Below are 26,256 nucleotides of genomic sequence, written 5' to 3'. Positions count from 1 at the left end.
CGGCCTGAGGTCCTATCGTGCTGCCCGCAAACCCCGTCTCGCTCTCACGCGCGGGCGTGGTGTACCCCGGTGGCGTGACCGGACTGAGCGATGTGGATCTCACGGTCCGGGCCGGGGAGATCCTCGGTGTGATCGGTGAGAGCGGTGCGGGCAAGAGCACGCTCCTCGGTCTGCTCACCGGGGAGGTCATGACGACGGAGGGTGTCGTCACGGTGCTCGACCAGGACGTCCGTGGACTCGATCGCCCGGGTCTGCGTCGACTGCGCCGCGAGATCGGCGTGGTGTTCCAGGGCGTTCACCTGCTGTCCAACCGCACCGTCCGGCAGAACGTCGAGGTCGCCCTCAGCCTTCACCCGCGGCGTGAGCGCTCCCCCGGGACCGTCGATGAGGTGCTCCGGTTCGTAGGACTCGACCACCGAGCGGATGCCTATCCCGCGCAGCTCAGCGGCGGGCAGCGCCAGCGGGTCGGGATCGCCCGGGCGCTGGTCACGCGCCCGCGCCTCCTCCTGTGCGACGAGCCGACGTCGGCCCTGGACTCGGGGACGGCGGCCGAGGTCCTCGACCTCCTCCGCAACGCGCGCGACCGCTTCGGCACCACCGTCGTCATCGTGACGCACGACCTCGAGGTCGTGCGCGATGTGTGCGAGCGCGTGGCCTTGTTCGATGCGGGAAGGCTCGTCGAGGTGCTGACGGTGACACCGGCGGTGCGACGCGAGCGCGAGACCTACCTCGATCGCGCGCGGCGGGAGCTGGGCGCATGACCGAGCCGCAGGACATCCTCGCCTCCCTCGGCGCGTCGCTCGCCGAGCGCGGCGACGACCTCGTCGAAGCGCTCGGTGAGACGGCCTACATGCTCGGTGTCTCCCTCGCCGCAGCCGTGCTGATCGGTCTCCCCCTCGGCGCCGCCGTGTACCTGACGCGACCCGGCGGCATCCGCCCGCAACGCGTCGTGTGGACCGTCGCGAACGTCCTGATCAACGTCATCCGGTCCTTCCCGTTCCTGCTGCTGGTGGTCTTCCTCGTACCCACGACCCGGGCGATCTACGGCACGACCTTCGGCACGCCGGCTGCGACCTTCTCGCTCTGCGTCGTCGCGGTCGCCGTCTACGGCCGCCTGGTGGAGCAGATCCTCCGCGAGGTGAGCCCCGGCATCCCCCGGGTCGCGCAGACCCTCGGGGCGACGGTTCCGCAGACCGTGTGGCGCTTCCTACTGCCCGAGGCCCTGCCGGGCCTCGTGTACGCGCTGACCTCGGCGAGCATCAGTCTGCTCTCCTACTCGACCGTCCTCGGTGTCGTCGGCGGCGGCGGGATCGGCGACTTCGCGCTGCGCTACGGCTACCAGGAGTACGACGACGTGCTCATGTACTTCACGATCCTCGTCATCCTCGCCATCGTCCTCGTGATCCAGGCAGTCGGGCAGCGGATCTCGGTCCGCCTCGACCACCGCTGAGCCTCTGCCACCACCGGCATCCACCCCATCCCACAAGGAGCACCCATGTCCCCGAGCCGCCTCACCCTCGCCGCAGCATCCACCGCCGCCGCGGTCGCCCTCCTGGCCGGCTGCGCCTCCCCCGCCCCGACGGGCGGCGACGAGGTGCAGACGATCCGCGTCGGTGCCGTCACCTCCCCGATGACCGACATCGTGGAGGCCGCGGCCGACGAGATCGAGGACGGCTACGAGGTCCAGCTGGTCGAGGTCGCCGATTACGTCACGATCAACAAGATGCTCGCCGCCGGCGACATCGACGCGAACTTCTCACAGCACGAGCCCTACATGCAGGAGTTCAACGCTGCGAACGACGCGGACCTCACCGCCGTGCAGCCGATCTACAACTTCACGATCGCCTTCTACTCCAAGACGATTGACGACATCGCCGATCTTCCGCAGGGCGCGACCGTCGCGATCCCCAACGACGCGTCGAACACCGGCCGCGCCCTGAAGATGCTGGCGGATGCCGACATCATCACGCTGGCCGAGGGCGTCGACCCCTACGAGGCCACCGTCGACGACATCGCCGAGAACCCGAAGGACCTGACGTTCCTCGAGCTGCAGATCAATCAGCTCAACACGGCGTACGACGAGGCGGATCTCGTCTTCCAGTGGCCGTCGCACATCGCGGCGCTCGGCCTCACCCCGCAGGACGACGGCCTGCTCACCGAGCTCGACGACCGCTTCGCACTGCAGCTCGTCGTCCCCGAGGAGGACGCGGATGCCCCCTCCACCGAGGCGCTCATCGACGCGTTCACGAGCGACCCGGTGCGGGAGATCATCGACGGCAACGCCACCATCGAGGCGGCGTTCTGACGAGCTGACGCGGGCTGCGGCGCCATGCGGCGTCACAGCCCCGGCGGTAGACTGGCGCGACACCCACACTCAGGCACGCTCACACAGTGCCGCACATATCGCTCGAGGAGCACCACCATGACGAACGCGCACATACCCGACAAGCCCGCCCTGGAAGGCCTCGAGCAGAAGTGGGATGCCGCGTGGTCCGACGCCGGCACGTACCTGTTCGACCGCGACGCGGCCAAGGCCAAGGGACGCGCGGGCGTCTTCTCGATCGACACTCCTCCCCCGACGGCATCCGGCTCGCTCCACATCGGGCATGTGTTCAGCTACACGCACACCGACGTGAAGGTGCGCTACGAGCGCATGCGGGGCAAGACCGTGTTCTACCCGATGGGATGGGACGACAACGGGCTTCCCACCGAACGCCGCGTGCAGAACTACTACGGTGTGCGCTGCGACACCTCGCTCCCCTACGACCCCGATTTCACGCCGCCCTTCCGCGGTGACGCGAAGAGCCTGAAGCCGGCCGACCAGGTGCCGATCAGCCGTCGCAACTTCATCGAGCTCTGCGAGGAGCTGACGCTCGAGGACGAGAAGCAGTTCGAGGACCTGTTCCGCAAGCTCGGCCTGTCGGTGGACTGGACGCAGACGTACCGCACCATCTCGGACGACACCATCCGCACGAGTCAGCTCGCGTTCCTGCGGAATCTTAAGCGCGGCGAGGCCTACCAGGCCATGGCGCCGACTCTGTGGGACATCGATTTCCGCTCGGCGATCGCCCAGGCCGAGCTCGAGGACCGCGACCAGCAGGCCGCGTATCACCGAGTCGCGTTCCACAAGTCCGACGGCTCGGGCGACATCCACATCGAGACGACACGTCCCGAGCTTCTCCCCGCGTGCGTGGCCCTCGTCGCGAACCCGGACGACGAGCGCTACCAGCCCTACTTCGGATCCACCGTGCGCACGCCGCTGTTCGACGTCGAGGTGCCCGTGCTCGCCCACCCGCTCGCGGTCAAGGACAAGGGCACCGGCATCGCCATGATCTGCACCTTCGGCGACGTGACCGACATCATCTGGTGGCGCGAGCTCGACCTGCCGAACCGCACGATCCTCGGCCGCGACGGCCGGATCATCGACGAGGCCCCCGACGTGCTCGAGACGGATGCCGCCACGGCGGCGTACGCGGAACTCGCCGGCAAGACCGTGTTCAGTGCCAAGAAGCGCATCGTCGAGCTGCTGCAGGAGTCCGGCGAGCTGCTCGAGGTGTCGAAGCCGTTCACCCACCCCGTGAAGTTCTACGAGAAGGGTGACCGTCCCCTCGAGATCGTCTCGACGCGCCAGTGGTACCTCCGCAACGGCGCGCGGGATGCGGACCTTCGCGAGAAGCTCATCGAGATGGGTCGCAGCATGGGCTGGCACCCCGACTTCATGCGGGTGCGGTACGAGAACTGGACGAACGGGCTCAACGGCGACTGGCTCGTCTCGCGCCAGCGCTTCTTCGGCGTGCCGATCCCGGTCTGGTACGCGCTCGATGAGAACGGGGAGCGCGACTACGACCGCGTGCTGACCCCCGACCTCGCACGCCTGCCGATCGACCCCACCACCGACGTGCCCGACGGCTACACCGAGGAGCAGCGCGGTGTGCCCGGCGGCTTCGACGCCGAGCGCGACATCTTCGACACCTGGGCGACCTCGTCGCTCACGCCGCAGCTCGCCGGCGGGTGGCAGCGCGACGAGGAGCTCTGGAACCTCGTCGCGCCGTTCGACGTGCGACCGCAGGGTCAGGACATCATCCGCACGTGGCTCTTCTCGACCATGGTCCGTTCGGTGCTCGAGGACGGCCGCGCGCCGTGGACGGATGCCGCGATCTCGGGCTTCATCGTCGACCCCGACCGCAAGAAGATGTCGAAGTCGAAGGGCAACGTCGTGACCCCGGCGGACATCCTCGACGCCCACGGCACGGACGCCGTCCGCTACTGGGCGGCCTCCAGCCGCCTAGGCGCCGACGCGGCGTTCGACCCGCAGAACCCGACGCAGGTGAAGATCGGTCGGCGCCTGGCGATCAAGGTGCTCAACGCCGCGAAGTTCGTGCTGTCCTTCCCGGTTCCCGAGTATGCGCGCATCACCCACGCGCTGGACGCGTCGATGCTGGCCACCCTCGACCAGGTGGTGCGCGACGCGACGAAGGCCTTCGACGACTTCGACCACGCCCGGGCGCTCGAGATCACGGAGGCGTTCTTCTGGACGTTCTGCGACGACTACCTCGAGCTCGTGAAGGAGCGGGCGTACAATCAGGCCGACGCCGGTCAGGCCTCGGCTGCGCTCGCGTTGCGCATGGCCCTGTCGACGCTCCTGCGCCTGCTCGCCCCGGTGCTGTCGTTCGCCGCCGAGGAGGCGTGGTCCTGGTTCGAGGAGGGTTCCGTGCACACGGCCGAATGGCCCGCACCGCTCGGCATCGAGGGCGACCCGGTCGTGCTGCGCACCGTCGGTGAAGCGCTCATCGGTGTGCGCCGCGCGAAGACGGAGGCCAAGGCCTCGCAGAAGACGCCCGTGGAGTCGCTCACGATCACGGGACCGGATGCCGCCCTCGACGCCATCCGTTCGGCCGAGGGCGACCTCGCCGCCGTGGGCCGAATCGCGCAGGTTTCCTACGCGGCCGGCGACACCGTGTCGGTCGGCGACATCGTCCTCACCCCTCAGGAGGCCTGACATGCAGCTCGGTACCCGATGGACCAGCGGCGAACAGCCGCCGACCGCCGTCCCCGAGATCCTGCGCGAGCAGATCGCGGCCGTCGACGCCGCCGTCGACCAGGATCCGCTCGGTCAACCCCGTCCCCGGTGGACGCTGACCTGGCTTGAGGGACGCCCGGTCGCGGAGCTCGAGACGGGCATCGTCGTGCACGTCGACCGCGAGGGTGAGGTCGTCGTCGGCCACCTCGACGACGACGGCATGGCCTGACGGACGCTCAGGCGCGCGGGTGACGCGCGAGGTGCGCGGCGACGTCGACGCGCGTGCGCTCGGCGTGCTCGTCGGCCGCTGACTGCGCCAGGGCCTGTTCGGCGCGGCGCATCATCCGCGTTGCGACGCCGCGCTGCACCGACGCGGAGGCGGCCAGGAGGAGCGCCTCGAGCCGGGTCGGACGACCGGCGACGTCCAGTACCGGAATGGTGATCGTGGTCATCGTCCGTCTCCGTCCTCGGGAAGTGCGAACACGTCCACCCGGACGGTGAACGGTGAGCGGTCGGGATCCTCCTCGTGCCCGCGAGCGCCGGCGACGACCTCGGAGACGACGGCCGAAAGGCGGTCGATCAGGTCCTTCGCCTGCGCGCGCGTGAGGTGGATGTTGGCGGTCGAGATCATGGTGGAGTCGTCGTGCTCGTCCGGCGAGGCGATGCCCTCGCTGACGTGCCGCATCAGCTGCTGGTGACGGCGCCCGAGAAACTCGTTCATGATGAGCTGGGTCGCCGAACGCACCGCGGGCGACGTGAGCGCCTCGGGGCTGTCGAACGACACCGACTTGTCGGCGCGCTCCCACCAGCGCTCGCGGGCCGACCCGCGGTCCGGGATCTCGCGGATGAGATCCTGCTTCGCCAGCGCACGAAGGTGGTAGCTCGTCGCGCCCGACGACTCCCCCGTCCGCTCGGCGAGCGAGCTCGCGGTCTGCGGCCCGTACTGGGACAGGATGTCGAAGAGCTGCACGCGCAGCGGGTGCGCCAGCGCTCGGAGAGCGCCGGCATCCAGCTTGCGCCCTTCTCTGACGTCCTCGGATCCGCTCATAATGCAAAGATATCTTTGCAAGTAGAAGTTTGCAAGCATTTCTTTGCAGAAGGACCTTTGCGGTCTGAGAACGGCCCGAGCCGTACGCTGGGACGATGACGGATGCCGCTGCCAACCCGCTTCTCTCGCCCTCCCCCCTCGCATTCGAGCTGCCGGACTATCCCCGCATCCGCCCGGAGCACTACCTCCCCGCCTTCCGCGAGGCGTTCGCCGCTCACCGCGCCGAGGTCGAAGCGATCGCGACCTCGACCGAGACGCCGACGTTCCAGAACACGCTCGTCGCCCTCGAGCGCTCGGGCGAGCTGCTGGGGCGCGTGGCGCGCACGTTCTACACGGTCAGCTCCGCCGACGCGACGGCCGACATCCAGGAGATCGACGAGAGGCTCGCTCCTCTGATGTCCGCGCACCAGGATGCCGTGACGCTCGACGCCGGTCTCTACGCTCGGGTCGCGGCCGTCCACGCGCAGCTCGACGACCTCGGGCTCGACGGGGAGGACCGCTATCTCGTCGAGCGCACGTACCGCGAGATGACGAACGCCGGGGCCGGCCTCGATGTGGCTGACAAGACCGTGCTCACCGAGCTCAACCAGCAGCTGTCCGTGCTGACGACCACCTTCGAGAAGAATCTCCTCGCCGACACCAACGACCTCGCTGTGGTCTTCGAGGACGCCGCAGAACTGCACGGCCTCACCGACGGCGAGTTGTCCGCCGCAGCCCGGAACGCAGCCGATCGCGGCCTCGACGGGAAGTTCGTGGTGACGCTGACGCTCTTCACGGGGCATCCCTATCTGTCGTCGCTCACCTCCCGGGCCAGCCGCGAGAAACTCATGACCGCCTCGCGCTCGCGTGGCCGTCGAGGGAACGAGAACGACAACCGCGCGGTCCTGACCGAGATCGTCCGTCTCCGCGCCGAGCGCGCCCGCGTGCTCGGGTACGACTCGCACGCGGCGTACGTCACCGCCGACGAGACGGCAGGCTCGCCCGAGGCGGTCCACGCGCTGTTGCGCCGCCTCGCCGTCCCGGCCGCGGAGAACGCGCGTCAGGAGCAGGCGGCCCTTCAGGACATCATCGACGGCGACGGCGACGGGTTCCCGCTCGCGGCCCACGACTGGGCGTTCTACACCGAGCGCGTCCGCGCCGCGCTCTACGACCTCGACCGGACGGCCCTGCGCCCGTGGTTCGAGGCGGAGCGGGTGCTCGTCGACGGCGTCTTCCGTGCGGCGACGGACCTCTACGGCATCACCTTCACGGAGCGCCCGGACCTGCCTGCGTATCACCCCGAGGCGCGCGTGTTCGAGGTGCGGAACGAGGACGGCTCACACCTCGGGCTCTACATCCTCGACCTCTACACGCGCGACTCCAAGCGCGGCGGAGCGTGGATGAACTCGATCCAGTCGCAGTCGGCCCTGCGCGGCACGGCTCCGATCGTCGTGAACAACCTCAACGTGCCGCAGCCCGCGCCCGGCAGCCCGACCCTCCTGACGCTCGACGAGGTCACCACGCTCTTCCACGAGTTCGGCCATGCGCTGCACGGACTGTTCGCAACGGTCACTTACCCGCACTTCGCCGGCACCGCCGTGTTCCGCGACTTCGTCGAGTTCCCCAGCCAGGTCAACGAGATGTGGATCTTCTGGCCGGAGATCCTCGCCGCCTATGCCCGTCACATCGACACCGACGAGCCGCTGCCCGAAGAGGTCGTGGCGAAGTTGCGGGAGTCGGAGGCCTTCAACCAGGGATTCGCCACGAGCGAGTATCTGGCGGCTTCGTGGCTCGACCAGGCGTGGCACAGCCTCGACGTCGAGGACACGGCGTCCGAGATCGACGTCGACGCCTTCGAGGCGACCGCCCTCGCCGACATCGGCCTCGACAACCCGGCCGTGCCGACCCGGTACTCGTCCACGTATTTCGCGCACGTCTTCTCGGGTGGATACAGCGCCGGCTACTACTCCTACATCTGGAGCGAGGTCCTCGACGCCGACACGGTGGAATGGTTCCGCGAGAACGGCGGGCTGACGCGCGCGAACGGCGACCGGTTCCGTGAGCGTCTGCTCGGGGTCGGTGGCTCGAAGGATCCGTTGGAGGCCTACCGCGACTTCCGCGGACGCGATGCGCGGATCGAGCCGCTGCTCGAGCGCCGTGGTCTCACCGGCTGAGCGGAGTCACTCGCTCGTCGGCCGGACGCTGTAGATCAGCCGCGCGAACTGTCCGACCGCCTCGGCCGATACGAGCCGCAGGCGGTCGGATTCGACACGGCGCGGCAGCAGGGGCGCACCTCCGGCCAGGAAGACGGGCGCCACCGAGACGGCGATCTCGTCGAGCGCGCCGATGTCGAGGAACTGGCCCGCGAGATCTCCCCCGCCCACGATCCACACATCGCCGTCACCGGCCGCGGCACGGATCTCCGGCAGGGCGGATGCGACATCCCCCTGCACGAAGCGGATGTCGGCGCCCGCAGGCTTCGGCAGTTCTCGGGTGGTGAAGACGAACGTGGGGCGGTCTCCGTGGAACTCCGCCCAGCGATCGGGGTGCGCCAGGATGTCGGACTCAGCGAGCACCCACTCGTAGGTCGTCGCGCCTTCGACGAGCACCGTAGCGCCGGAGGGCAGCAAGGAGTCGTCCGGCGTCTGACCGTTCTCGACCGCGAACAGCCATGAGAGCGAGTTGGTCTCGTCGGCGATGAACCCGTTGGCTGACGTGGCGGTGTCGAAGAGGATGCGTCCCATGCCGGGCACGCTACTCGCCGCTTACGACATCGGCGCGTGTCAGGCGCTCTTGCGCTTCTGACGCAGCACCAAGGTGGGCGGCGCGCCGTCCTCGACGGCGGCACGGGTGACGACCACCTTGTCGACGTCCTCTGCGGAGGGGATCTCGAACATGATCGGCCCGAGCACGTCCTCGAGGATCGCGCGCAGGCCACGGGCACCCGTCTTGCGCGCGACGGCGAGGTCGGCGACGGCGCGGAGCGCGTCATCCTCGAACTCGAGCTCGACACCGTCCAGCTCGAACATGCGCTGGTACTGCTTCACGAAGGCGTTCTTGGGTCCGGTCAGGATCTCGATGAGCGCCGTCTGGTCGAGCGGGGACACCGTCGTCACGACGGGGAGGCGGCCGATGAACTCGGGAATCAGACCGAACTTGTGCAGGTCCTCGGGCAGGACGTCGCGGAACACGTCCTGCTCCTGCTCCTTGTCCTGCAGCGGGGCACCGAAGCCGACACCGTGCTTGCCGACGCGCGACGAGATGATGTCCTCGAGACCCGCGAAGGCACCGGCCACGATGAACAGGACGTTCGTCGTGTCGATCTGGATGAACTCCTGGTGCGGGTGCTTGCGGCCGCCCTGCGGCGGGACCGAGGCGACGGTGCCCTCGAGAATCTTCAGCAGCGCCTGCTGGACGCCCTCGCCGGAGACGTCGCGCGTGATCGAGGGGTTCTCCGCCTTGCGGGCGATCTTGTCGACCTCGTCGATGTAGATGATGCCCGTCTCGGCGCGCTTGACGTCGAAGTCCGCCGCCTGCAGGAGCTTCAGCAGGATGTTCTCGACGTCCTCGCCGACGTAGCCGGCCTCGGTGAGAGCCGTCGCATCCGCCACGGCGAACGGGACGTTGAGGCGCTTCGCGAGCGTCTGCGCGAGGTAGGTCTTGCCGCATCCGGTCGGTCCCAGCAGCAGGATGTTGCTCTTGGCGATCTCGACCTCGTCGGCCCGCTGCTCGGCGGACTGGATCGTGCTGCGGGCACGGACGCGCTTGTAGTGGTTGTAGACGGCGACCGACAGCGCGCGTTTCGCGGGGTCCTGCCCGACGACGTACTCCTCGAGGAAGCTGAAGATCTCCCGCGGCTTGGGGAGATCGAAGTCCTTGACCTCGCCGTCACCGGACTCGGCCATGCGCTCTTCGATGATCTCGTTGCAGAGTTCGACGCACTCGTCGCAGATGTAGACGCCGGGACCGGCGATCAGCTGCTGGACCTGCTTCTGGCTTTTGCCGCAGAAGGAACACTTGAACAGGTCGGCGCTCTCACCGATGCGTGCCATGGTGTCCCCCTCAGGATTTCGTGCCGGTGGAGATGAGCCTAATCGCAGATCCGGGCACGGGGCGGATTGCGACACGAGTGTGGACGACGACGCCCCGCCGACGGATCGGCGGGGCGTCGTGTGCGGGCGTCACGCCGTGATGGCGGCCGGGGTGCGCTTGCGCGAGGTCAGCACCTGGTCGACGATGCCGTACTCCAGGGCCTCCTGTGCAGACAGGATCTTGTCGCGATCGATGTCCTTGTTCACCTGCTCGACGGAGCGGTTCGTGTGCCGTGCCATCGTCTCCTCGAGCCAGGTGCGCATACGGAGGATCTCCGCCGCCTGGATCTCGATGTCCGACGCCTGACCGTGACCGGACTCGCCGACGGCGGGCTGGTGCATGAGGATGCGGGCGTTCGGCAGCGCGAGACGCTTGCCGGTGGCACCTGCGGCCAGGAGCACGGATGCCGCCGAAGCAGCCTGCCCGAGGACGACCGTCGACACCTGGGGCGAGATGTACTGCATGGTGTCGTAGATCGCCGTCATGGCGGTGAACGAGCCACCGGGCGAGTTGATGTACATGATGATGTCGCGGTCGGGGTCCATGGACTCCAGGACCAGCAGCTGCGCCATGACATCGTCGGCGGACGCGTCGTCGACCTGGACGCCGAGGAAGATGACGCGATCCTCGAACAGCTTGTTGTACGGGTCCTGACGCTTGTAGCCGTAGGCGGTGCGCTCTTCGAACTGCGGCAGGATGTAGCGGCTCGAGGGCATCGCGACGCCCTGCGGGCGACCGAAAGTGGGGGTGTTCATTCTCTTCGTCCTCCGGTCGTTCAGTTCTCGGTCCCGCCGCCGCCGGTGACGTCGGCGGCGTGTTCGCGGATGTGGTCGACGAAGCCGTACTCGAGGGCCTCCTCGGCCGTGAACCAGCGGTCGCGGTCGCCGTCGGCGTTGATCTGCTCGACGGACTTGCCGGTCTGGGCGGAGGTGATCTCCGCGAGCCGGTTCTTCATCGAGATGATCAGCTGCGCCTGGGTCTGGATGTCGCTGGCCGTACCGCCGAAACCACCGTGGGGCTGGTGCAGGAGCACGCGGGCGTTGGGCGTGATGTAGCGCTTGCCCTTGGTGCCGCTCGTCAGCAGGAGCTGGCCCATGGAGGCGGCCATCCCGATGCCCACGGTGACGATGTCGTTCGGAACGAACTGCATCGTGTCGTAGATCGCCATGCCGGCGGTGATCGACCCGCCGGGCGAGTTGATGTAGAGGTAGATGTCCTTCTCGGAATCCTCGGCCGCGAGCAGCAGGATCTTGGCGCAGATCTCGTTCGCGTTCTCGTCGCGCACCTCGGAACCGAGCCAGATGATTCGGTCCTTCAGCAGCCGGTCGAAGACACTGGTCGCCATAAGGGGTTCAGCCATGGATGCTCTCCTGGATTCGTGTTCGTGCTTCGAATCTAGTGGCGTGCTCCGAGCGCCTCGCCCGTGTTCGCCGTGGGCATACCGGCGTGGGCATCCGTCGTTCTCGGCGTCCGGAAACGCCGAAGGACGGCGGGGCCGTGAGGCACCCGCCGCCCTTCGAAACGGTCACTCGCTGTCGGCGGCCTTCTTGGTCGCGCGCTTGGCCGGAGCCTTCTTCGCGGGAGCCTCGGCGGACTCCGCGTCGGCCTTCTTGGCGGCGGGCTTCTTCGCGGAAGCCTTCTTGGCGGCCGGCTTCTCGTCCGCAGCCTCGTCGGCATCCGCCTTCTTCGCCGCGGGCTTCTTCGCGGGAGCCTTCTTCGCGGGCGCCTTCTCGGCGGCCGGCTTCTCGTCCGCGGCCTCGTCGGCGGTCTCGTCCTCCTCCGCGGCGAAGCCGGCCAGGTCGACCTTCTTGCCGTTGGTGTCGACGACGTTGACCTTGCCGAGCGCGATCGCGAGCGCCTTGTTGCGCGCGACCTCACCGACCATGAGGGGGATCTGGTTTCCCTCCTGCAGCGCGTTGACGAAGTCCTGCGGCGACATGCCGTACTGCGCCGACGACTGGATGAGGTACTGCGTGAGCTCCTCCTGGGAGACCTGCACCTCGTGCTTCTCGGCGATCTTGTCGAGGATCATCTGGGTGCGGAACTGCTTCTCGCTGGCCTCGGTGACCTCGGCGCGGTGCACGTCGTCCTCGAGACGGCCCTCACCCTCGAGGTGGGCGTGGACCTCGTCCTCGACGAGCTTCGCCGGCACGGGGATGTCGGCCTTCTCGATGAGGGCCTCGACGAGCTTGTCGCGCGCGGCGGAGCCCTGCGTGAACACGGCCTGCTCCGAGACGCGCTCGACGAGGCTCTCGCGGAGCTCGGCGATGGTGTCGAACTCGGAGGCGACCTGTGCGAAGTCGTCATCGGCCTCGGGCAGCTCGCGCTCCTTGACGGCCTTGACGGTCACGGCGACCTCGGCCTCTTCACCGGCGTGGTCGCCGCCGACGAGCTTCGAACGGAACGTGGTGTCCTCACCAGCGGTGAGGGACTCGACGGCCTCGTCGATGCCCTCGAGGAGCTCGCCGGAGCCGACCTCGTAGGAGACGCCCTCCGCGCGGTCGATCTCGTTGCCCTCGATGGTGGCGACGAGGTCCAGCTCGACGAAGTCGCCGGCCTTGGCCGGACGGTCGACCGTGACGAGCGTGCCGAAACGGCTGCGCAGCTTTTCGAGCTCGGCGTCGACCGCGGCCTCATCGGTCTCGACGGCGTCGACCTCGATGGTGATGTCGTCGTAGGAGGGCAGCTCGAACTCGGGGCGGACGTCCACCTCGACCTCGACCTTGAGGTCGCCGGAGAAGTCCTTCGTGCTCGGCCACTCGACGATCTCGGCGGCCGGGCGGCCGACGATGCGGACCTCGTTCGCGGTGACGGCTTCGCGGTAGAACGCGTCGAGGCCCTCGCTCACGGCGTGCTCGAGCACGGCCTCACGGCCGATGCGCTGGTCGATGATCGGCGCCGGGACCTTGCCCTTGCGGAAGCCGGGGATCTGCACGTCCTGCGCGATGTGCTCGTACGCGTGGGAGATGCTCGGCTTGAGCTCCTCCGGGGTGACCGTGATGTGGAGCTTCACCCGGGTGGGGGTGAGCTGCTCGACGGTGCTGGTGACCATGCCTGTCGTTCTCCTTGTCCGGCCGCGCACGCGCGCGTCCGTTCGGTGATCTGGGTTCGTGGGGCCGTTGGTCGGGGCGACAGGATTTGAACCTGCGGCCTCCCGCTCCCAAAGCGGGCGCTCTACCAAGCTGAGCTACGCCCCGGGCGCGCACGCTGGCGAGCGCCGAAAAACGGCCGTTGGTCAGTCTAGCCGACCATGTCGGGTACACTCGTCGAGGCGCTCATCGCAGCGCCGACGGGGATGTAGCTCAATGGTAGAGCCTCAGTCTTCCAAACTGATTACGCGGGTTCGATTCCCGTCATCCCCTCCACGAGACGCCTCGCGTCACACCGAGCTGTAGGCCACGATGCCGCGCCGCACGGCGTCCAGCGCCTTCCGTGCGGTCGTCGCGACACCGGCATCCGCCACGATCGACAACTGGTCGAGCAGGTCGATCGTCTGCTTCGCCCAGCGGACGAAGTCGCCCGCCGCCATGTCGGCCTCGGTGAGGACGACCTCCAGCGAGGCACCGCGGGCCCACGAGTTCATCGCCTGCGCGAGACCTGTCGCGATCGCCTCCGTGCCGGGCAGGTGGTGCTCCTGCTCGAGGTCGTCGAGTCGGCTCCAGAGGTCCTGCGTCTTGGTGAGAGCCTCACGGAAAGGCCCGCGGGGCAGCCGGTACTCCCCCGCCTCGTCGCGGCGCGGCTCGTAGACGAGGCAGCACGCGAGGGCTGCGAGCCCGGCGGGGTCGAGGTCCCGCCACAGTCCGCGGCGCAGCGACTCCGCCACCAGGAGATCCCGCTCACCGTAGATGCGGCGCATCGTGCGGCCGGCCGCCGTCAGGGATGCGGCGCCGTCGTCCAGCGTGACGTAGTCGAGCTCGGCGAGCACGTCGATGATGCGGTCGAAGATCCGCGCGACGGTGCCGGTGCGGGTCTCGATGTCACGGCGCGTCCGGTCGGTGCGCCGGCGGAGCTTCCAGTACCGCTCCGCCCAACGCGCGTGATCCTCGCGATCCGGGCAGCTGTGACAGGGGTGCCGCTGCATCCGACGTCGCAGCGACTGGATCTCGTTCTGCCGTTGCTGGCGGATGCGGGCCGGCGCCGTCCGGTCCGCCCGGTTGAGCTTCTCGGCGTCGCTGAGATCGCGACGGATGCCGGAGTACTCGGCGAAGTCGCCGAGCTCGCACGTCATCGCCTTCTCGTATCCGGCGAGGGATGCCTCGGCCTCCTTCACCTGACGGGCGAGGCCCACGACGGCGCGATCGGCCTGGAACTGCGCGAACGAGGATTCGAGGATCTCCCGCGCGCGCGGACGTCCGAACTGGTCGATGAGGTTGACCGCCATGTTGTACGTCGGGCGGAAGCTCGAGTTGAGCGGGTACGTGCGGCGGGACGCCAGCGCCGCCACCGCCTGCGGGTCGAGCGACTCGGTCCACTGCACGACCGCATGGCCCTCGACGTCGATGCCGCGCCGTCCCGCGCGACCGGTCAGCTGCGTGTACTCCCCCGAGGTGATCGCGACACGCGCCTCGCCGTTGAACTTCTCGAGCTTCTCGAGCACGACCGTGCGGGCGGGCATGTTGATCCCGAGCGCCAGCGTCTCGGTCGCGAAGACGACCTTCACGAGCTTGCGCTGGAAGAGCTCCTCGACGACCTCCTTGAAGGCGGGCAGGAGCCCCGCGTGGTGGGACGCGATGCCGCGCTCGAGGTTGTCGCGCCACTCCCAGTACCCGAGCACACCCAGGTCCTCGTCCTGCAACGGGCGCATGCGCTCGTCGATGATCCAGCGGATCTCGTCGCGCTCGGCGGTGTCCGTCAGTCGCACTCCCGCGCGGCGCACCTGCTGCACCGCGGCGTCGCAGCCGACCCGGCTGAAGATGAAGAAGATCGCCGGCAGCAGATTCGACCGGCCGAGGAGCTCGACGACCTGCGGGCGGTCCATCCGCTCGATCCGCATCGCGGTCGACGGCCGGAGCGGCCGCTTACCGCCACGATGCGGGCGACGCCTCTCCTGGTCACCGCGCGAGCGGTACTCCATCGCCCGACGGTTGTTCTCGTAGAGCGCGCCTTTGGGCGAGCGGATGCGGGTGAGCTCCTGGTTCACCTGGGCGGTCGCCACCCCGGCGCGGTCGTCGAACAGCGGCAGGAGGTCTCCGCGCACGAGGACGTGCTGTTCCAGTGGGACCGGGCGGGTCTCGGAGACGATCACCGCGGTGTCGCCGCGGACCGTGTCGAGCCAATCGCCGAACTCCTCCGCATTGGAGACGGTCGCCGACAGCGAGACCAGCCGCACGGCGGGCGGCAGGTGGAGGATGACCTCTTCCCACACCGGACCCCGGAACCGGTCGGCGAGGTAGTGCACCTCGTCCATGACGACGTAGCGCAGTCCGCGCAGCGCCGGCGAGTCGGCGTACAGCATGTTCCGGAGCACCTCGGTGGTCATGACGACCACGCGGGCGTTCCCGTTGATGTTGGTGTCGCCGGTGAGAAGCCCCACCTCGCCCTCGCCGTAAACCTCCTGCAGCTCGCGGAACTTCTGGTTCGACAGCGCCTTCATCGGCGTCGTGTAGAAGGCCTTGTCGCCCGGCTCGCGCATCGCGAGGTGGATCGCGAACTCGCCGACGATGGTCTTGCCCGCACCGGTGGGGGCGGCGACGAGCACACTCCGCCCCTCCTCGAGCGCGTGACAGCCCTCGATCTGGAACGGGTCGAGCTCGAACCGCTGCAACGCGGCGAAGGAGGCGGAGATCGGATGCCGGCGCGAGGCCTGCGCGCGTGCGTAGCGCGCCGAGGGGTCCGTCATGCGGCCCGACCGAGGAGCGCCTGGTCGCGCTTGCGCTTTCGGCGATCGAAGAGCATCGACAGGCCCGCGGCGGCGAAGAAGAGGACCGTGAGGATCCCGGCGAGGATGAGCATGCTGACGACGTCGGCGGCAGGCGTCGCGGCGCCGGCGAACACCGTTGCGATGACGATGGCGACGCGCCAGCCCTTGATGATCTCGCGGCCTGTCATGACGCCGGCGAGGTTCAGCGCCACGAGGAACACGGGTGTGACGTACGCGACGCCCACGACGAGGAGGAGCTTGAAGACGAAGTCGTAGTAGTACTTCGCGTCATAGAAGTTGGAGGCACCGACGGGTGTGAAGCCGGCCATCAGCTCGACGAGATGCGGAAGGATCAGCCAACCCGTGAAGGTCCCTGCGAAGAAGAGCGGCACCGCGGCGGCGACGAACCCGATGGTGTAGCGGACTTCCTTCCGCGTCAGCCCGGGCATGAGGAAGGCCCAGATCTGCCACAGCCAGACGGGCGCCGAGATGAGCAGGCCGACGGCGAAGGAGATGCGGATGCGGAGGTCGAAGGCGGATGTCACGGTCGCGAACATGAGGGTGACGGCATCCTCGTCGCCGCGACGCTCGGCGACGATGCGGATGGGCTCCGTCATCGCCCAGATGATCCCGTCGGTCAGGATGAACGAGACGATCATGCCCGCGACGAGCGCCGCGGCGGCGATCAGCAGCCGTTTGCGGAACTCGCGCAGATGGTCGCCGAGCGACATCCGCTTGTCCCGGTAGGGGGCGTCGTCTCGCGCGGCGTCCCGATCGGTCGTCGTCACCGAATCAGGGCGTGGGGCCCTGCGATGGGCCCTGCGCCGGTGGCGGCGTCAGCCCGGTGACGGAGGAAGGAGCCTGCGGGGGCTGGTGGGTCGGCGTCTCGGCCGGCCCGTCCTCCTCCTTCATCGCCTTCATCTCGCCCTTGAAGACACGCGCCGACTGACCGACGCTCTTCGCCAGCGCCGGCAGTTTCGCCGCACCGAACAGAAGAAGGATCACCGCCAGAACGACGATGAGATGCCAGCCCTGCAGACCGCCCATGAAAGCTCCTCGGGGTTGAAGTGGTTCCAGTCTAACCGCCGGTGGCGCGGGCGGCCCTCAGGAGTACTGGGCGAGCCCCGCCTCCGCCCAGGCCCGGGCTGCCTCGCGCGCGGTGGCCGGCGAAAGGATCTCGACATCCCCGCCGAGGCGGGCGGCGAGCCGCTTCAGGCTGCGCTCGTCGCCCACGCGCAGACTCACCGTGCGCTGGTCGCCCTTGCCTCGGACCGCCGCTCGCGCAGCGAACTCGCCGAGCAGCGGGACGACGTCCTTGCGGCAGCGGAGTTCGACGATCACATCGGTGTCGGACGGCTCGAACAGACCGGGCAGCGCGTCCGAGCCGTGCGTGCTCGGGATGTCGGTGAGCACCACGTCGGAGACCCGGTCGAGGTGGAAGGTACGCACGGCCTCCCGCAGATGGCACCACCCCTGCAGGTACCACTGCCCGTCGGCGATGTGGACCTTCACGGGGTCGACCGTGCGCGTCGTGACAGGGGCGTCCGGTGCGCGGTACGCGAACGACACCGCGACACCGCGCTGGACGGCATCGGCCACCGTCGTCCGGACGTCGTCGACCACGGGGGTCGCGACGATGACCTCCGCCGGCGCACTGGCGGCACCGGCGGCGAGTTTGGCGAGCAGCCCCTGCACGACGCCGCTGTCACCCACGCCGGGAAGGCTCGCCGCGAGCTGGAGTCCGGCCAGCAGCGCGGCCGCCTCACGAGCCGTCAACCGGGGCGTGCGCTCGAGCGCCACCGCGTTGGTGATCGAGATGGTGTCCTGCTCGTCGAGCAGATCCCAGTCGATGTCGAACAGGTCGTTCGCCATCTGCCAGAAGCCGCCGTCACCGGGGAGGCCGATCACCGTCAGCTTCTCGACCATCGACCGCATCTCGTCCGGCACGACATCGAAGTCCCTCGCGGCATCCTCGACCGTGACCTCGCCCTTCGAGATCAGATACGGCACGAGCTGCAGGATCAGGGACGCGCGGTCGGTGGCGACCAGCGGCTGCGCGCTCATCCGGCGACCCCCGCGTGGAGATCGGCTGCCCGCCGCAGGCGCGCCACGACCAGCTCCGCCAGCTCAGTGGGCTCGATCACGCGGACCTCGGGGCCGTAGGAGGCGAGCTCATCGGCGAAGATCTGTGCATCGACGTAGGGCACCCGGCATCCGCTCGCGTCGGCCGAGACCGCGCGACGGTTCAGTCGCAGCGCGGCTTCGGTGCCCGGCTCCACCTGGACGAGGGCGCGCTGTCGCTCCGCGACGGCCTCGAGCCCCGCGATCGCCTTGTCGCCGGCACCGTCGCGCAGGGACAGGTCGAAGGACGTGCGGGTCACGACGACGTCCGACGAGATGCGCGACAGGAGGAAGGTGCGCTCGGCGTCCTGTAGGAGGTCGAAGCCGTACACGTGCCATCGACCCTCGTACTCGACGAGCGCCCACGGCTGCACGCGACGTCGGTGAGCGGCATCCGACCCGCCCTTGATGTAGTCGAACTCGACGACCCGGCCCTGCTCGATCGCGCGCTGCAGCGGAGTGAACGACGGCTCACGCAGACTGATGCGCGGCGCGTACCCGATGATGGGGGCGTCGACGTCGATGCCGAGCGCCTGGATCTTGCGGAGGCCGCTGCGCGCCGAGACCGACATCGAGCTCTCGCCCCACACGCCGCCGGCCAGATTCAGCACGGCGATCTCCGCCGGCGTGAAGTCGATGTCGACCGGCAGCGAGTACTCCGCGGTCGGGATCCGATAGCGCGCTTCCCGGAGGTCATCCGGATCGGCGTAGTCGCCGATCGTCTCGATGGGGACGCCGAGTGAACGCAGGCTGTCCTTGTCGCGTTCGAACATCTTCTCGAGTGCGTCCTTCGACGCACCGGCCGCGCCCTGCTCGCGATAGCCGGAGACGGACGACAGGATCGTGTCCTTCGTCAGCCCCTGCTCCGTGGCGAGCAACGCGACGACGAGGTTGACGAGACGCTCCTCGGGCGCGCTGCGGATCGGATCGGTGGGCACACGGCAATCCTAGGCGCGGGACCGCTCGATGGCCCCGCGCAGGCTCACTGTGTCGAGGTCGTGGCGTCGTCGCTCGTGTCGATCCCGAGGATGTCGATCACGAAGACGAGAGTCGAGTTCGCGGGCACCGCGCCCGAGGCCTGATCACCGTAGGCCTGGTCCGGCGGGATGACCGCCAGCACCTGCGAACCCACGGTCTGACCCTCCAGCGCCTTCTGGAAGCCGGGGACGACACCGTCGAGCGACAGCGTCGTCGGGGACCCCTTCTCCCACGTGGAATCGAACACCTCTCCGGTGTTCCAGAGCACGCCGGTGTAGTTGACGCGCGGCGTCGAGTCGGCCGTGAGCTTCTCGCCCTCGCCCTTCTTCAGGGTCTTGATGATGAGGTCGTCCGGCGCGACCGCATCCGGGACGATGATGCCCGGGGTGCCGTCGGGGGCGAGGACGACGGTGGGGATGTTGCTGCCGTCGACGTACTGCGGCACACCGTTCGCCGCCGGGAGGAAGACGGTGTTGACGTCGATGACGACGACCGCAGCCTCCGACTCGGACAGGCCGATCTGGCTCACGAGGTCCGGGCTCAGATCCTTGGCGGGGATGGCCGACACGATGCGCGAACCGGGACGCGCGCAGTCGAGGACGTCCAGGATGGTCGGGAAGGTCTGCTCGAGCACGCTCACCTGGACCACGCGTGTGGGAGCCGACAGGACCTGCTGCCCGGTCGCGCCGTCCAGGAGGGTGATGCCGAGCTGTACGTCCTGCGTGCTCGTGGTGATCGGGGTGCCCGATCCCGTCGCGACGTCCGTGAAGGAGGTGCGGGTGACGTAGACCGGATCGGTCGTGGTCGCCGTCGGCGCCGGCTCGGCATCCGTGACGTTCACGAGGTCGAGCGACGAGGCCGGGACGGTGACGCGCTCGCAGCCGCTGTCGGCGGGGCCTGTGGGGGCGCAGCCCACGAGGGCCAGGGCGGTCAGGCCGATAACGGCCACGGCAGCGGGGATCTGACGCATTCGATCAGTCTACGGTCTCGCCGGAGCGGTCCTCGGCAGCCTGTCGGGCCCCCTCCACGGCACGCTGCGCGTCGCGCACGCGCTTGCGGAGGTTCTTGTCCGTGATCTCGCGATCGCCGACCGCACCGGGGGTCCAGGCCTCGACGTCCGCGTCGGCGTAGGACGGCTTCTTCAATGCGCGCTTGCGCACATCCGGGGGCATCGCACCGGGGGCGAGGCGACGGGCGGTGAGCAGGAAGCCGGTGTGGGCGACCATCCGGTGGTCGGGTCGCACGGCGAGTCCCTCGACGTGCCATCCGCGCACCATCGTCTCGGTCGCCTCGGGCTCGGTGAACAGCCCCGAGTGGCGGATGTACTCCGCGACGCGGCTGAGCTGCGTCGCCGTCGCGATGTAGCAGAGCACGACGCCGCCGGGCGTGAGCGCCTCGGCGACGACATCGATGCACTCCCACGGCGCGAGCATGTCGAGGACGACGCGGTCGACGGTCCCGGGTTCGGCGACCTGGGGCAGCTCCTCCGCGAGATCTCCGACGACGACGCGCCACGCGTCCGGATAGTGGCCGAGGAAGGTCTCCACGTTGGCCTCGGCCACGTCGGAGAACTCCTCACGGCGCTCGAACGACAGCAAGCGGCCGGAGGGGCCGATCGCGCGCAGCAGCCACAGCGACAGCGCTCCCGACCCGACGCCCGCCTCCACGACGGTGGCGCCGGGGAAGATGTCGGCGGAGGCGAGGATCTGCGCGGCATCCTTCGGGTAGACGATCGCGGCGCCGCGCGGCATCGACATGACGAAGTCGCGCAGGAGCGGACGCAGCGCCAGGTATTCGTGGCCGCCGCTGTTCACGACGACCGAGCCGTCGGGCTGGCCGATGATCGACTCGTGGCGCAGCACGCCGTGATGGGTGTGGAGCTCGCCGCCCTCCCGGAGCGTGACGGTGTGCATGCGACCCTTGGGACCGGTCAGCTGCACACGGTCCCCCAGCCGGAACGGGCCGCTCGGGCGCAGGTCGTCGCTCACGCGTCCACCCCCCGACGGACGCGCTCGAGCACATCGGCGACATCCGCGACCGTCCGCCCGTCGAGGGTCGGCCACAGCTCGTGCGCGCCGACGCCGTCGAGAGGGACCATGTGCGGGATGCCGACGGTCACCGTCCCGGCAGCGACCGCGGACGTCGTGCCGGTGACGGAGTCCTCGAAGGCGACCGTGTCCGCCGGGTCGACGCCCAGGGCGGCGCACGCCTGCAGATACGGGGCGGGGTGCGGCTTCGGGTGGGTGACCTCGTCACCGCCGATCACGACGTCGAAGGCGTCGAAGTCGATGAGCTCCGTGATCACCTTCGCCATCCGACTCATGGACATCGTCACCAGTGCCGTCGGGACGCCCGACTCCCGCAAGGCTCGGAGCAGTTCACGGGCGCCGGGGCGGAAGGGCACTCCGTCCTCCCGCAGCCGGCGCATGACCTCATCGGTCAGGTGGGCGACGATCTCGTCGACCTCGAGGCGGACACCGGCGGCCTGCAGGACACGCGCGGCGTCCGCGAGCCCCATGCCCACCATCGCCAGGCCATCCTCATGCGTCCAGGTGCCGCCGAAGCGCTCGACGAGCGGGGTCTCGGCGGCCATCCAGTAGGGCTCGGTGTCGACGAGGGTGCCGTCCATGTCCCAGAGGACCGCGGCGGGAAGGGGGGAAGTCACCGGTCAATGCTATGCGAGGGGTTCCGCCCGCCCCGCGGCGGTCGGCGTATCGTGGGGGTACCGACAGAGAGGACGTCCGTGCAGGGACTGGGACAGCGGGTGCTCGTGATCGCCGTCGACGGCTGGAACGACGCCGGAGAGGCCGCGACTGCTGCGGTCGCGCAGCTGCGCTCGTCGGGCACGTACGAGAAGGCCTTCGGTGTCGATCCGGAGCTGTACTTCGACTATCAGTACACCCGACCGCAGATGCAGATCGATGCCGACGGCGCCCGCCGCCTGGTCTGGCCGGAGGCGACGCTCTGGCGCCCGATCGCGCCGCGCGAAGACGGACCCGACCTGTGGCTGCTCACCGGCACCGAGCCCGCACGCGCCTGGCAGGCGTTCGCGGCCGAGGTCGTCGACGCGGCACTGCGGGAGGACATCACGGGGATCGTCGCCCTCGGCTCGATGATGAGCGACGTCCCTCACACCCGCCCCATCTCGGTCTTCGCCGGTTCCGAGAACGAGGAGCTCCGCTCCACGCTGGGGCTCGAGCGGTCCACCTACGAAGGCCCGGTGGGCATCCTGTCGGCCCTTGCCGCGGCCGGTGACGCAGCCGGCATCCCCTCCGCCGGTCTCTGGGCGAGCATCCCGCACTACGTCGGCGGCCACACGCCGTCCCCCAAAGCGACGCTCGCACTGCTGGACAAGGTCGAGGAGATCACCGGCGCGACGATCTCGCGTGGCACGCTGCCGGCCGATGCGCTCGCATGGGAGGCGTCCATCGACGCGGCGGCGGCGGACGACGAGGAGATGACGGAGTACATCCGCCAGCTCGAGACCACACGTGACGCGTGGGACTCCCCTGAGGCGTCGGGCGACGCCATCGCGCAGGAGTTCGAGCGCTACCTGCGCCGCCGGGGCGACGGACCGCGCGGGCCGAAGGACGACCCCCGCCGCTGACCCGGCTCAGTACGCCTGCAGCACCCCGGTGGCGAGCAGGATGATCAGGACGACGCCCAGCACGACGCGGTAGAGCACGAACGGCAGGAAGCTGCCGCGCTTCAGGTAGCGCATGAGGTACGCGATGACCGCGAGACCGACGCCGAACGACACGACCGTCGCGACACCCGTCTCGACGAGGGTGAACGGGGACTCTCCCGGTTCGCGGATTGCCTGGAGCAGCTCGTACAGGCCGCTGCCGAAGACAGCCGGCACCGCAAGGAGGAACGCGACCTCCGCAGCCGCGGGCCGCGTGTAGCCGAGAGCGAGACCGGCCGTCGTGGTCGCACCGGAACGCGAGACACCGGGGATGAGCGCGAGGGCCTGCGCGAAGCCGAGGGCGAGGCCGTGCCCCATCGTCAGGTCCTTCTCGGTGCGCACGCGCGTGCCCAGAGCGTCGGCGGCGCCGAGGATGAGCCCGAACACGATGAGGACCACAGCGACGAGCCAGAGGTTGCGGAACGTGTCGCGGATCACGTCCTGGAACAGGAAGCCGAGCACACCGATCGGGATCGTGCCGATGATGACGATCCATCCCATGCGGGCGTCCGGATCGGTGCGCGGCACCGCACCGGTCAGCGACTTCGCCCACGCGGCGATGATCCGCGTGATGCGGCTCCAGAAGTACACGAGCACCGCCAGCTCGGTGCCGATCTGCGTGATGGCGGTGAAGGTCGCACCCGGATCCTCGGCCGACGGCAGGAATTCGCCCACGATGCGCAGGTGAGCACTCGACGAGATCGGCAGGAACTCCGTCAGTCCCTGGACGATGCCCAGGATGATGGCCTCGAGGATCGACATGCGCGGCCTTTCAGTACGAGCGGATCAGGTCGGTGAGCACCCGCTGCCCGAAGACCAGCGCATCGATCGGAACGCGCTCATCGACACCGTGGAACATCCCCGTGAAGTCGAGATCGGTGGGCAGCCGCAGCGGTGCGAACCCGAACCCGGCGATGCCGAGCTCGGCGAGGGCCTTGTTGTCGGTCCCTCCACCCATAAGGTACGGGATGACCGGGATCCCGGGATCATGCCGGCCCAGCGCGCCGACCATCGCATCCACGAGATCGCCGGCGAAGGGGACTTCGAGGCCGATGTCGCGGTGGACGACCTCGATGCGGATGTCGTCGCCGACGATGCGCTGCACCTGCGCGAGCACCTGATCCTCGTGTCCCGGGAGGGTGCGGATGTCGATCGCGGCCGTCGCGGCATCCGGAATCACGTTGTGCTTGTACCCGGCGGTCAGTCCGGTGGGGTTCGTGGTGGTCCGGAAGGTGGAGCGCAGGAAGGCGGATGCCGCGCCCGCCGTGTCGGCGACGGCGTCGGGGTCGTCGGCCAGGGTCCCCGACAGGTCGGCGAGCGAGCCGACGAGTTGCCGGGTCGTCGAGGTGAGCTCGATCGGCCACCCGGTGCGGCCGAGGGCGGAGACCGCCTCGGCCAGACGCGTGACGGCGTTGTCGGGGTGGTGCCGACTGCCGTGCCCCGCCTGACCGGTCGCATGCAGCCGGATCCAGATCAGCGCCTTCTCGCCCACCTGCAGCAGGTAGGCGCGCTCATCGCCCACCGCGATCGAGTAGCCGCCGACCTCGCTGATCGCCTCGGTCGCGCCGGCGAACCACTCCGCTCGATCGCGGACCACGAGCTGCGATCCCTCGACGCCGCCGTTCTCCTCGTCGGCGAAGAAGGTCAGGATGAGGTCTCGTTCGGGCTGCTCCCCCGCCCGCAGCAGGTCGCCCACGGAGGTCAGGATCATGGCGTCCATGTCCTTCATGTCGACGGCGCCACGACCCCACAGCATCCCGTCCTTGACGACACCCTCGAAGGGATCGACGCTCCAGTCGTCCGCGACGGCCGGGACGACGTCGAGGTGCCCGTGGAGGATGAGGGCGGGCTTGTCGGGGTCACGCCCCGGCACCCGTGCCGTGACGTTCGTCCGACGCGGGACCGGCTCGTAGTACTCCGGGGTCAGGCCGAGCGACTCGAGGTGGGCACCGACGTACTCGGCCGCCTCGCGCTCGCCCTTCGCGCGACCTTCGCCGTAGTTCGTCGTGTCGAAACGGATCAGATCGCGCGCGACGCGCGCAACCTCGGGCAGATCGTCGGGAGCGGTCATGCCGCCCACGCTACCCGTTCGATCCGGCGTCACCGCCGACCGCGGAGACGAGAAATGGGCCCCTCTCGGGACCCATTTCGACTCTGTGCGCGAGGGGGGACTTGAACCCCCACGCCCTATTCGGGCACTAGCACCTCAAGCTAGCGCGTCTACCTATTCCGCCACCCGCGCAGAGTTTTTCCCGTCGTTTCCTCGGGGATTTCGGTTTCGCAACCGAGGATCGACAGTAGCACGTTCTGACCGCTGTCGATAATCGGCGCGGCTACGCCGCGGAGACGCCGAACAGCAGTCCCAGCAGGTAGGTGATCGCCGCCGCCCCGAAGCCGATGGCGAGCTGCCGCAGGCCGCGACGCAGCGGCGGCGCACCCGACAGCAGGCCGACGGTGGCACCGGTGAGCAGGAGAGCGAGCCCGACGAGCGCGAGCGCGAGGACGACAGCGGAGAGTCCGGAGAGACCGAAGATCCAGGGCAGCACCGGGATGACGGCACCGGAGGCGAAGAACGCGAAACTGGATGCCGCGGCGCCGAACGCCGAGCCGACGGACTCGAGGTCGGCGGGCGGCTCGGCCGCACGTCGGTACGGTACGGCTCGATCGCTGGCCTGGGCGGTCGCGATCACCTTGCGGGCGCGCGCCAGGGCGTCGTCCTCGTCGAGTCCGCGCGTCCGGTACACGAGGGCGAGTTCGTTCGCATCGAGGTCGAGGTCGGGCAGGACGTGGTCGGTGTCGTTGTTCGGGTGTGTCGCCTCGATCAGCTCGCGCTGAGAGCGCACCGAGACGAACTCGCCGGCCGCCATCGACAGAGCGCCGGCGAGCAGACCCGCGATGCCGCTGAAGAGGACGAACTGCGGTGCGACGCCGGTCGCCCCGATGCCCATGACGAGGGCGAGGTTGGACACCAGGCCGTCGTTCGCGCCGAACACCGCGGCCCGGAAGGTGCCCGACAGGCGCATCCGGCCGCGGGCGGCGAGACCACGGACGACCTCGCCGTGGATCTTCTCATCGGCGCGCATCGCGGGGGTGGCGTGCGGGTCATCGTCATAGGGCGACCGGTTCTCTGCGTTCTGGGCGAGCGCCAGGACGAAGATCGAGCCGAACCTGCGGGCCATGCCGGCGAGCATCCGCGTGCGGAGCGACGCGCGCGGCAGCCGTGACGGCTCGCCCCCCAGCAGCTCCAGCCAGTGCGCCTCATGACGCCCTTCGGCGTCGGCCAGCGCCGTGAGGATCTCGCGCTCCTCCCCCGACCTCCGCGCGGCGAGCTCGCGGTACACGCGCGCCTCGGCGCGTTCATCGGCGAGGTAGGAGGCCCACCGCCGACGATCGCGAGGAGTGGCGTCGGGCAGGGGCGTCGCGTTCGTCGTGCTCATGTCCCTTTCACGGTAGCCAGCACACGCGTCGTCCAC

Annotated in this window: 24 protein-coding genes, 3 tRNA genes and 1 pseudogene; 8 read left to right on the top strand and 20 right to left on the bottom strand. The window is 69.2% G+C overall.

What is annotated here, in order from left to right; genetic code table 11:
• Positions 1 to 74: 74 nt before the first annotated feature.
• The 5 genes from M3190_RS08825 to M3190_RS08805 all read left to right on the top strand — a co-directional run bounded on the left by M3190_RS08825 (position 75) and on the right by M3190_RS08805 (position 5,249).
• The gene (locus tag M3190_RS08825) at positions 75 to 761 is read left to right on the top strand and encodes an ATP-binding cassette domain-containing protein (RefSeq protein WP_251580599.1); all 687 of its coding nucleotides are present in this window, start codon (positions 75 to 77) and stop codon (positions 759 to 761) included.
• The gene (locus tag M3190_RS08820) at positions 758 to 1,450 is read left to right on the top strand and encodes a methionine ABC transporter permease (protein WP_251580598.1); all 693 of its coding nucleotides are present in this window, start codon (positions 758 to 760) and stop codon (positions 1,448 to 1,450) included. Before M3190_RS08825 ends, M3190_RS08820 begins: the two co-directional genes overlap by 4 nt.
• 45 nt (positions 1,451 to 1,495) lie before the next feature.
• On the top strand, positions 1,496 to 2,305 hold the full coding sequence (locus M3190_RS08815; RefSeq protein ID WP_251580597.1) for a MetQ/NlpA family ABC transporter substrate-binding protein: 810 nt from the start codon (positions 1,496 to 1,498) through the stop codon (positions 2,303 to 2,305).
• Between the two features lie 117 nt (positions 2,306 to 2,422).
• Positions 2,423 to 4,999, top strand: coding sequence for a valine--tRNA ligase (gene valS, locus M3190_RS08810; RefSeq protein ID WP_251580596.1), 2,577 nt, complete (start codon positions 2,423 to 2,425; stop codon positions 4,997 to 4,999).
• A 1-nt stretch (position 5,000) separates the two neighbouring features.
• Entirely contained in the window at positions 5,001 to 5,249 is a 249-nt protein-coding gene (locus tag M3190_RS08805) for a hypothetical protein (RefSeq protein WP_251580595.1), read from the top strand.
• A 7-nt stretch (positions 5,250 to 5,256) separates the two neighbouring features.
• On the opposite strand, the gene M3190_RS08800 is transcribed toward M3190_RS08805, so the two are convergent.
• Both M3190_RS08800 and M3190_RS08795 read right to left on the bottom strand, forming a co-directional pair.
• Positions 5,257 to 5,472 carry a hypothetical protein gene (locus M3190_RS08800; RefSeq protein ID WP_251580594.1) on the bottom strand — a complete coding sequence of 72 codons (216 nt, stop codon included), beginning with the start codon at positions 5,470 to 5,472 and terminating at the stop codon, positions 5,257 to 5,259.
• Positions 5,469 to 6,068, bottom strand: coding sequence for an ArsR/SmtB family transcription factor (locus M3190_RS08795; protein ID WP_251580593.1), 600 nt, complete (start codon positions 6,066 to 6,068; stop codon positions 5,469 to 5,471). Before M3190_RS08795 ends, M3190_RS08800 begins: the two co-directional genes overlap by 4 nt.
• A 95-nt stretch (positions 6,069 to 6,163) precedes the next feature.
• Between M3190_RS08795 and M3190_RS08790 the strand changes: the two genes are divergently transcribed.
• The gene (locus M3190_RS08790; RefSeq protein WP_251580592.1) at positions 6,164 to 8,221 is read left to right on the top strand and encodes a M3 family metallopeptidase; all 2,058 of its coding nucleotides are present in this window, start codon (positions 6,164 to 6,166) and stop codon (positions 8,219 to 8,221) included.
• Positions 8,222 to 8,227: 6 nt separating this feature from the next.
• Here the strand turns inward: M3190_RS08790 and M3190_RS08785 are convergent, their stop codons facing one another.
• The 6 genes and pseudogenes from M3190_RS08785 to M3190_RS08760 form a co-directional block, all read right to left on the bottom strand.
• Positions 8,228 to 8,791: a dihydrofolate reductase family protein gene (locus M3190_RS08785; RefSeq protein ID WP_251580591.1), complete on the bottom strand. Its 564-nt coding sequence runs from the start codon at positions 8,789 to 8,791 to the stop codon at positions 8,228 to 8,230.
• Between the two features lie 39 nt (positions 8,792 to 8,830).
• The gene (gene clpX, locus M3190_RS08780) at positions 8,831 to 10,099 is read right to left on the bottom strand and encodes an ATP-dependent Clp protease ATP-binding subunit ClpX (protein ID WP_251580590.1); all 1,269 of its coding nucleotides are present in this window, start codon (positions 10,097 to 10,099) and stop codon (positions 8,831 to 8,833) included.
• Positions 10,100 to 10,228: 129 nt separating this feature from the next.
• Positions 10,229 to 10,894 (bottom strand): ATP-dependent Clp protease proteolytic subunit, encoded by a 666-nt coding sequence (locus M3190_RS08775; RefSeq protein WP_251580589.1) that lies wholly within the window; start codon positions 10,892 to 10,894, stop codon positions 10,229 to 10,231.
• Between the two features lie 20 nt (positions 10,895 to 10,914).
• Positions 10,915 to 11,511, bottom strand: a pseudogene (locus M3190_RS08770) (ATP-dependent Clp protease proteolytic subunit); the annotation flags it as partial.
• Positions 11,512 to 11,664: 153 nt separating this feature from the next.
• The gene (tig, locus tag M3190_RS08765; RefSeq protein ID WP_251580587.1) at positions 11,665 to 13,191 is read right to left on the bottom strand and encodes a trigger factor; all 1,527 of its coding nucleotides are present in this window, start codon (positions 13,189 to 13,191) and stop codon (positions 11,665 to 11,667) included.
• Positions 13,192 to 13,259: 68 nt separating this feature from the next.
• Positions 13,260 to 13,336 (bottom strand) — tRNA-Pro (locus M3190_RS08760).
• 94 nt (positions 13,337 to 13,430) lie between these two features.
• Here M3190_RS08760 and M3190_RS08755 point away from each other — a divergent pair.
• Positions 13,431 to 13,504: transfer RNA gene (locus M3190_RS08755), tRNA-Gly, on the top strand.
• 14 nt (positions 13,505 to 13,518) lie between these two features.
• On the opposite strand, the gene M3190_RS08750 is transcribed toward M3190_RS08755, so the two are convergent.
• The 8 genes from M3190_RS08750 to M3190_RS08715 form a co-directional block, all read right to left on the bottom strand.
• Positions 13,519 to 15,978, bottom strand: a complete 2,460-nt coding sequence (locus M3190_RS08750; protein ID WP_251580586.1) for a DEAD/DEAH box helicase — start codon at positions 15,976 to 15,978, stop codon at positions 13,519 to 13,521.
• Complete coding sequence (tatC, locus tag M3190_RS08745) at positions 15,975 to 16,730, bottom strand: twin-arginine translocase subunit TatC (protein WP_251581251.1); 756 nt, start codon at positions 16,728 to 16,730, stop codon at positions 15,975 to 15,977. The genes M3190_RS08750 and tatC overlap by 4 nt, the downstream gene beginning before the upstream one ends.
• A 61-nt stretch (positions 16,731 to 16,791) precedes the next feature.
• Positions 16,792 to 17,046: a Sec-independent protein translocase subunit TatA gene (gene tatA, locus M3190_RS08740; RefSeq protein ID WP_251580585.1), complete on the bottom strand. Its 255-nt coding sequence runs from the start codon at positions 17,044 to 17,046 to the stop codon at positions 16,792 to 16,794.
• Between the two features lie 57 nt (positions 17,047 to 17,103).
• The gene (locus M3190_RS08735; RefSeq protein ID WP_251580584.1) at positions 17,104 to 18,063 is read right to left on the bottom strand and encodes a helix-turn-helix transcriptional regulator; all 960 of its coding nucleotides are present in this window, start codon (positions 18,061 to 18,063) and stop codon (positions 17,104 to 17,106) included.
• Complete coding sequence (locus M3190_RS08730; protein ID WP_251580583.1) at positions 18,060 to 19,058, bottom strand: helix-turn-helix transcriptional regulator; 999 nt, start codon at positions 19,056 to 19,058, stop codon at positions 18,060 to 18,062. The genes M3190_RS08735 and M3190_RS08730 overlap by 4 nt, the downstream gene beginning before the upstream one ends.
• Positions 19,059 to 19,102: 44 nt before the next feature.
• On the bottom strand, positions 19,103 to 20,068 hold the full coding sequence (locus tag M3190_RS08725) for an FKBP-type peptidyl-prolyl cis-trans isomerase (RefSeq protein ID WP_251580582.1): 966 nt from the start codon (positions 20,066 to 20,068) through the stop codon (positions 19,103 to 19,105).
• Between the two features lie 4 nt (positions 20,069 to 20,072).
• Positions 20,073 to 21,086 (bottom strand): tRNA (adenine-N1)-methyltransferase, encoded by a 1,014-nt coding sequence (locus M3190_RS08720; RefSeq protein ID WP_251580581.1) that lies wholly within the window; start codon positions 21,084 to 21,086, stop codon positions 20,073 to 20,075.
• Positions 21,083 to 21,763: an HAD family hydrolase gene (locus M3190_RS08715; RefSeq protein WP_251580580.1), complete on the bottom strand. Its 681-nt coding sequence runs from the start codon at positions 21,761 to 21,763 to the stop codon at positions 21,083 to 21,085. The genes M3190_RS08720 and M3190_RS08715 overlap by 4 nt, the downstream gene beginning before the upstream one ends.
• Before the next feature lie 78 nt (positions 21,764 to 21,841).
• On the opposite strand from M3190_RS08715, the gene M3190_RS08710 reads away from it, so the two are divergent.
• Positions 21,842 to 22,705, top strand: a complete 864-nt coding sequence (locus M3190_RS08710) for a PAC2 family protein (RefSeq protein WP_251580579.1) — start codon at positions 21,842 to 21,844, stop codon at positions 22,703 to 22,705.
• Positions 22,706 to 22,711: 6 nt separating this feature from the next.
• Here the strand turns inward: M3190_RS08710 and M3190_RS08705 are convergent, their stop codons facing one another.
• The 4 genes from M3190_RS08705 to M3190_RS08690 all read right to left on the bottom strand — a co-directional run bounded on the left by M3190_RS08705 (position 22,712) and on the right by M3190_RS08690 (position 26,220).
• Positions 22,712 to 23,545: an undecaprenyl-diphosphate phosphatase gene (locus M3190_RS08705; protein ID WP_251580578.1), complete on the bottom strand. Its 834-nt coding sequence runs from the start codon at positions 23,543 to 23,545 to the stop codon at positions 22,712 to 22,714.
• Positions 23,546 to 23,555: 10 nt separating this feature from the next.
• Positions 23,556 to 24,854 carry a M20/M25/M40 family metallo-hydrolase gene (locus M3190_RS08700; RefSeq protein ID WP_251580577.1) on the bottom strand — a complete coding sequence of 433 codons (1,299 nt, stop codon included), beginning with the start codon at positions 24,852 to 24,854 and terminating at the stop codon, positions 23,556 to 23,558.
• An 86-nt stretch (positions 24,855 to 24,940) separates the two neighbouring features.
• Positions 24,941 to 25,025 (bottom strand) — tRNA-Leu (locus tag M3190_RS08695).
• A gap of 91 nt (positions 25,026 to 25,116) precedes the next feature.
• Entirely contained in the window at positions 25,117 to 26,220 is a 1,104-nt protein-coding gene (locus M3190_RS08690; protein WP_251580576.1) for a VIT1/CCC1 transporter family protein, read from the bottom strand.
• Positions 26,221 to 26,256: the final 36 nt, after the last annotated feature.

This window comes from Microbacterium oleivorans, assembly GCF_023715745.1.
Classification (GTDB): Bacteria; Actinomycetota; Actinomycetes; order Actinomycetales; family Microbacteriaceae; genus Microbacterium; species Microbacterium oleivorans_D.
Note: the sequence above shows the minus strand (reverse complement) of the source record. Positions and strands in the feature narration are given on the sequence as shown.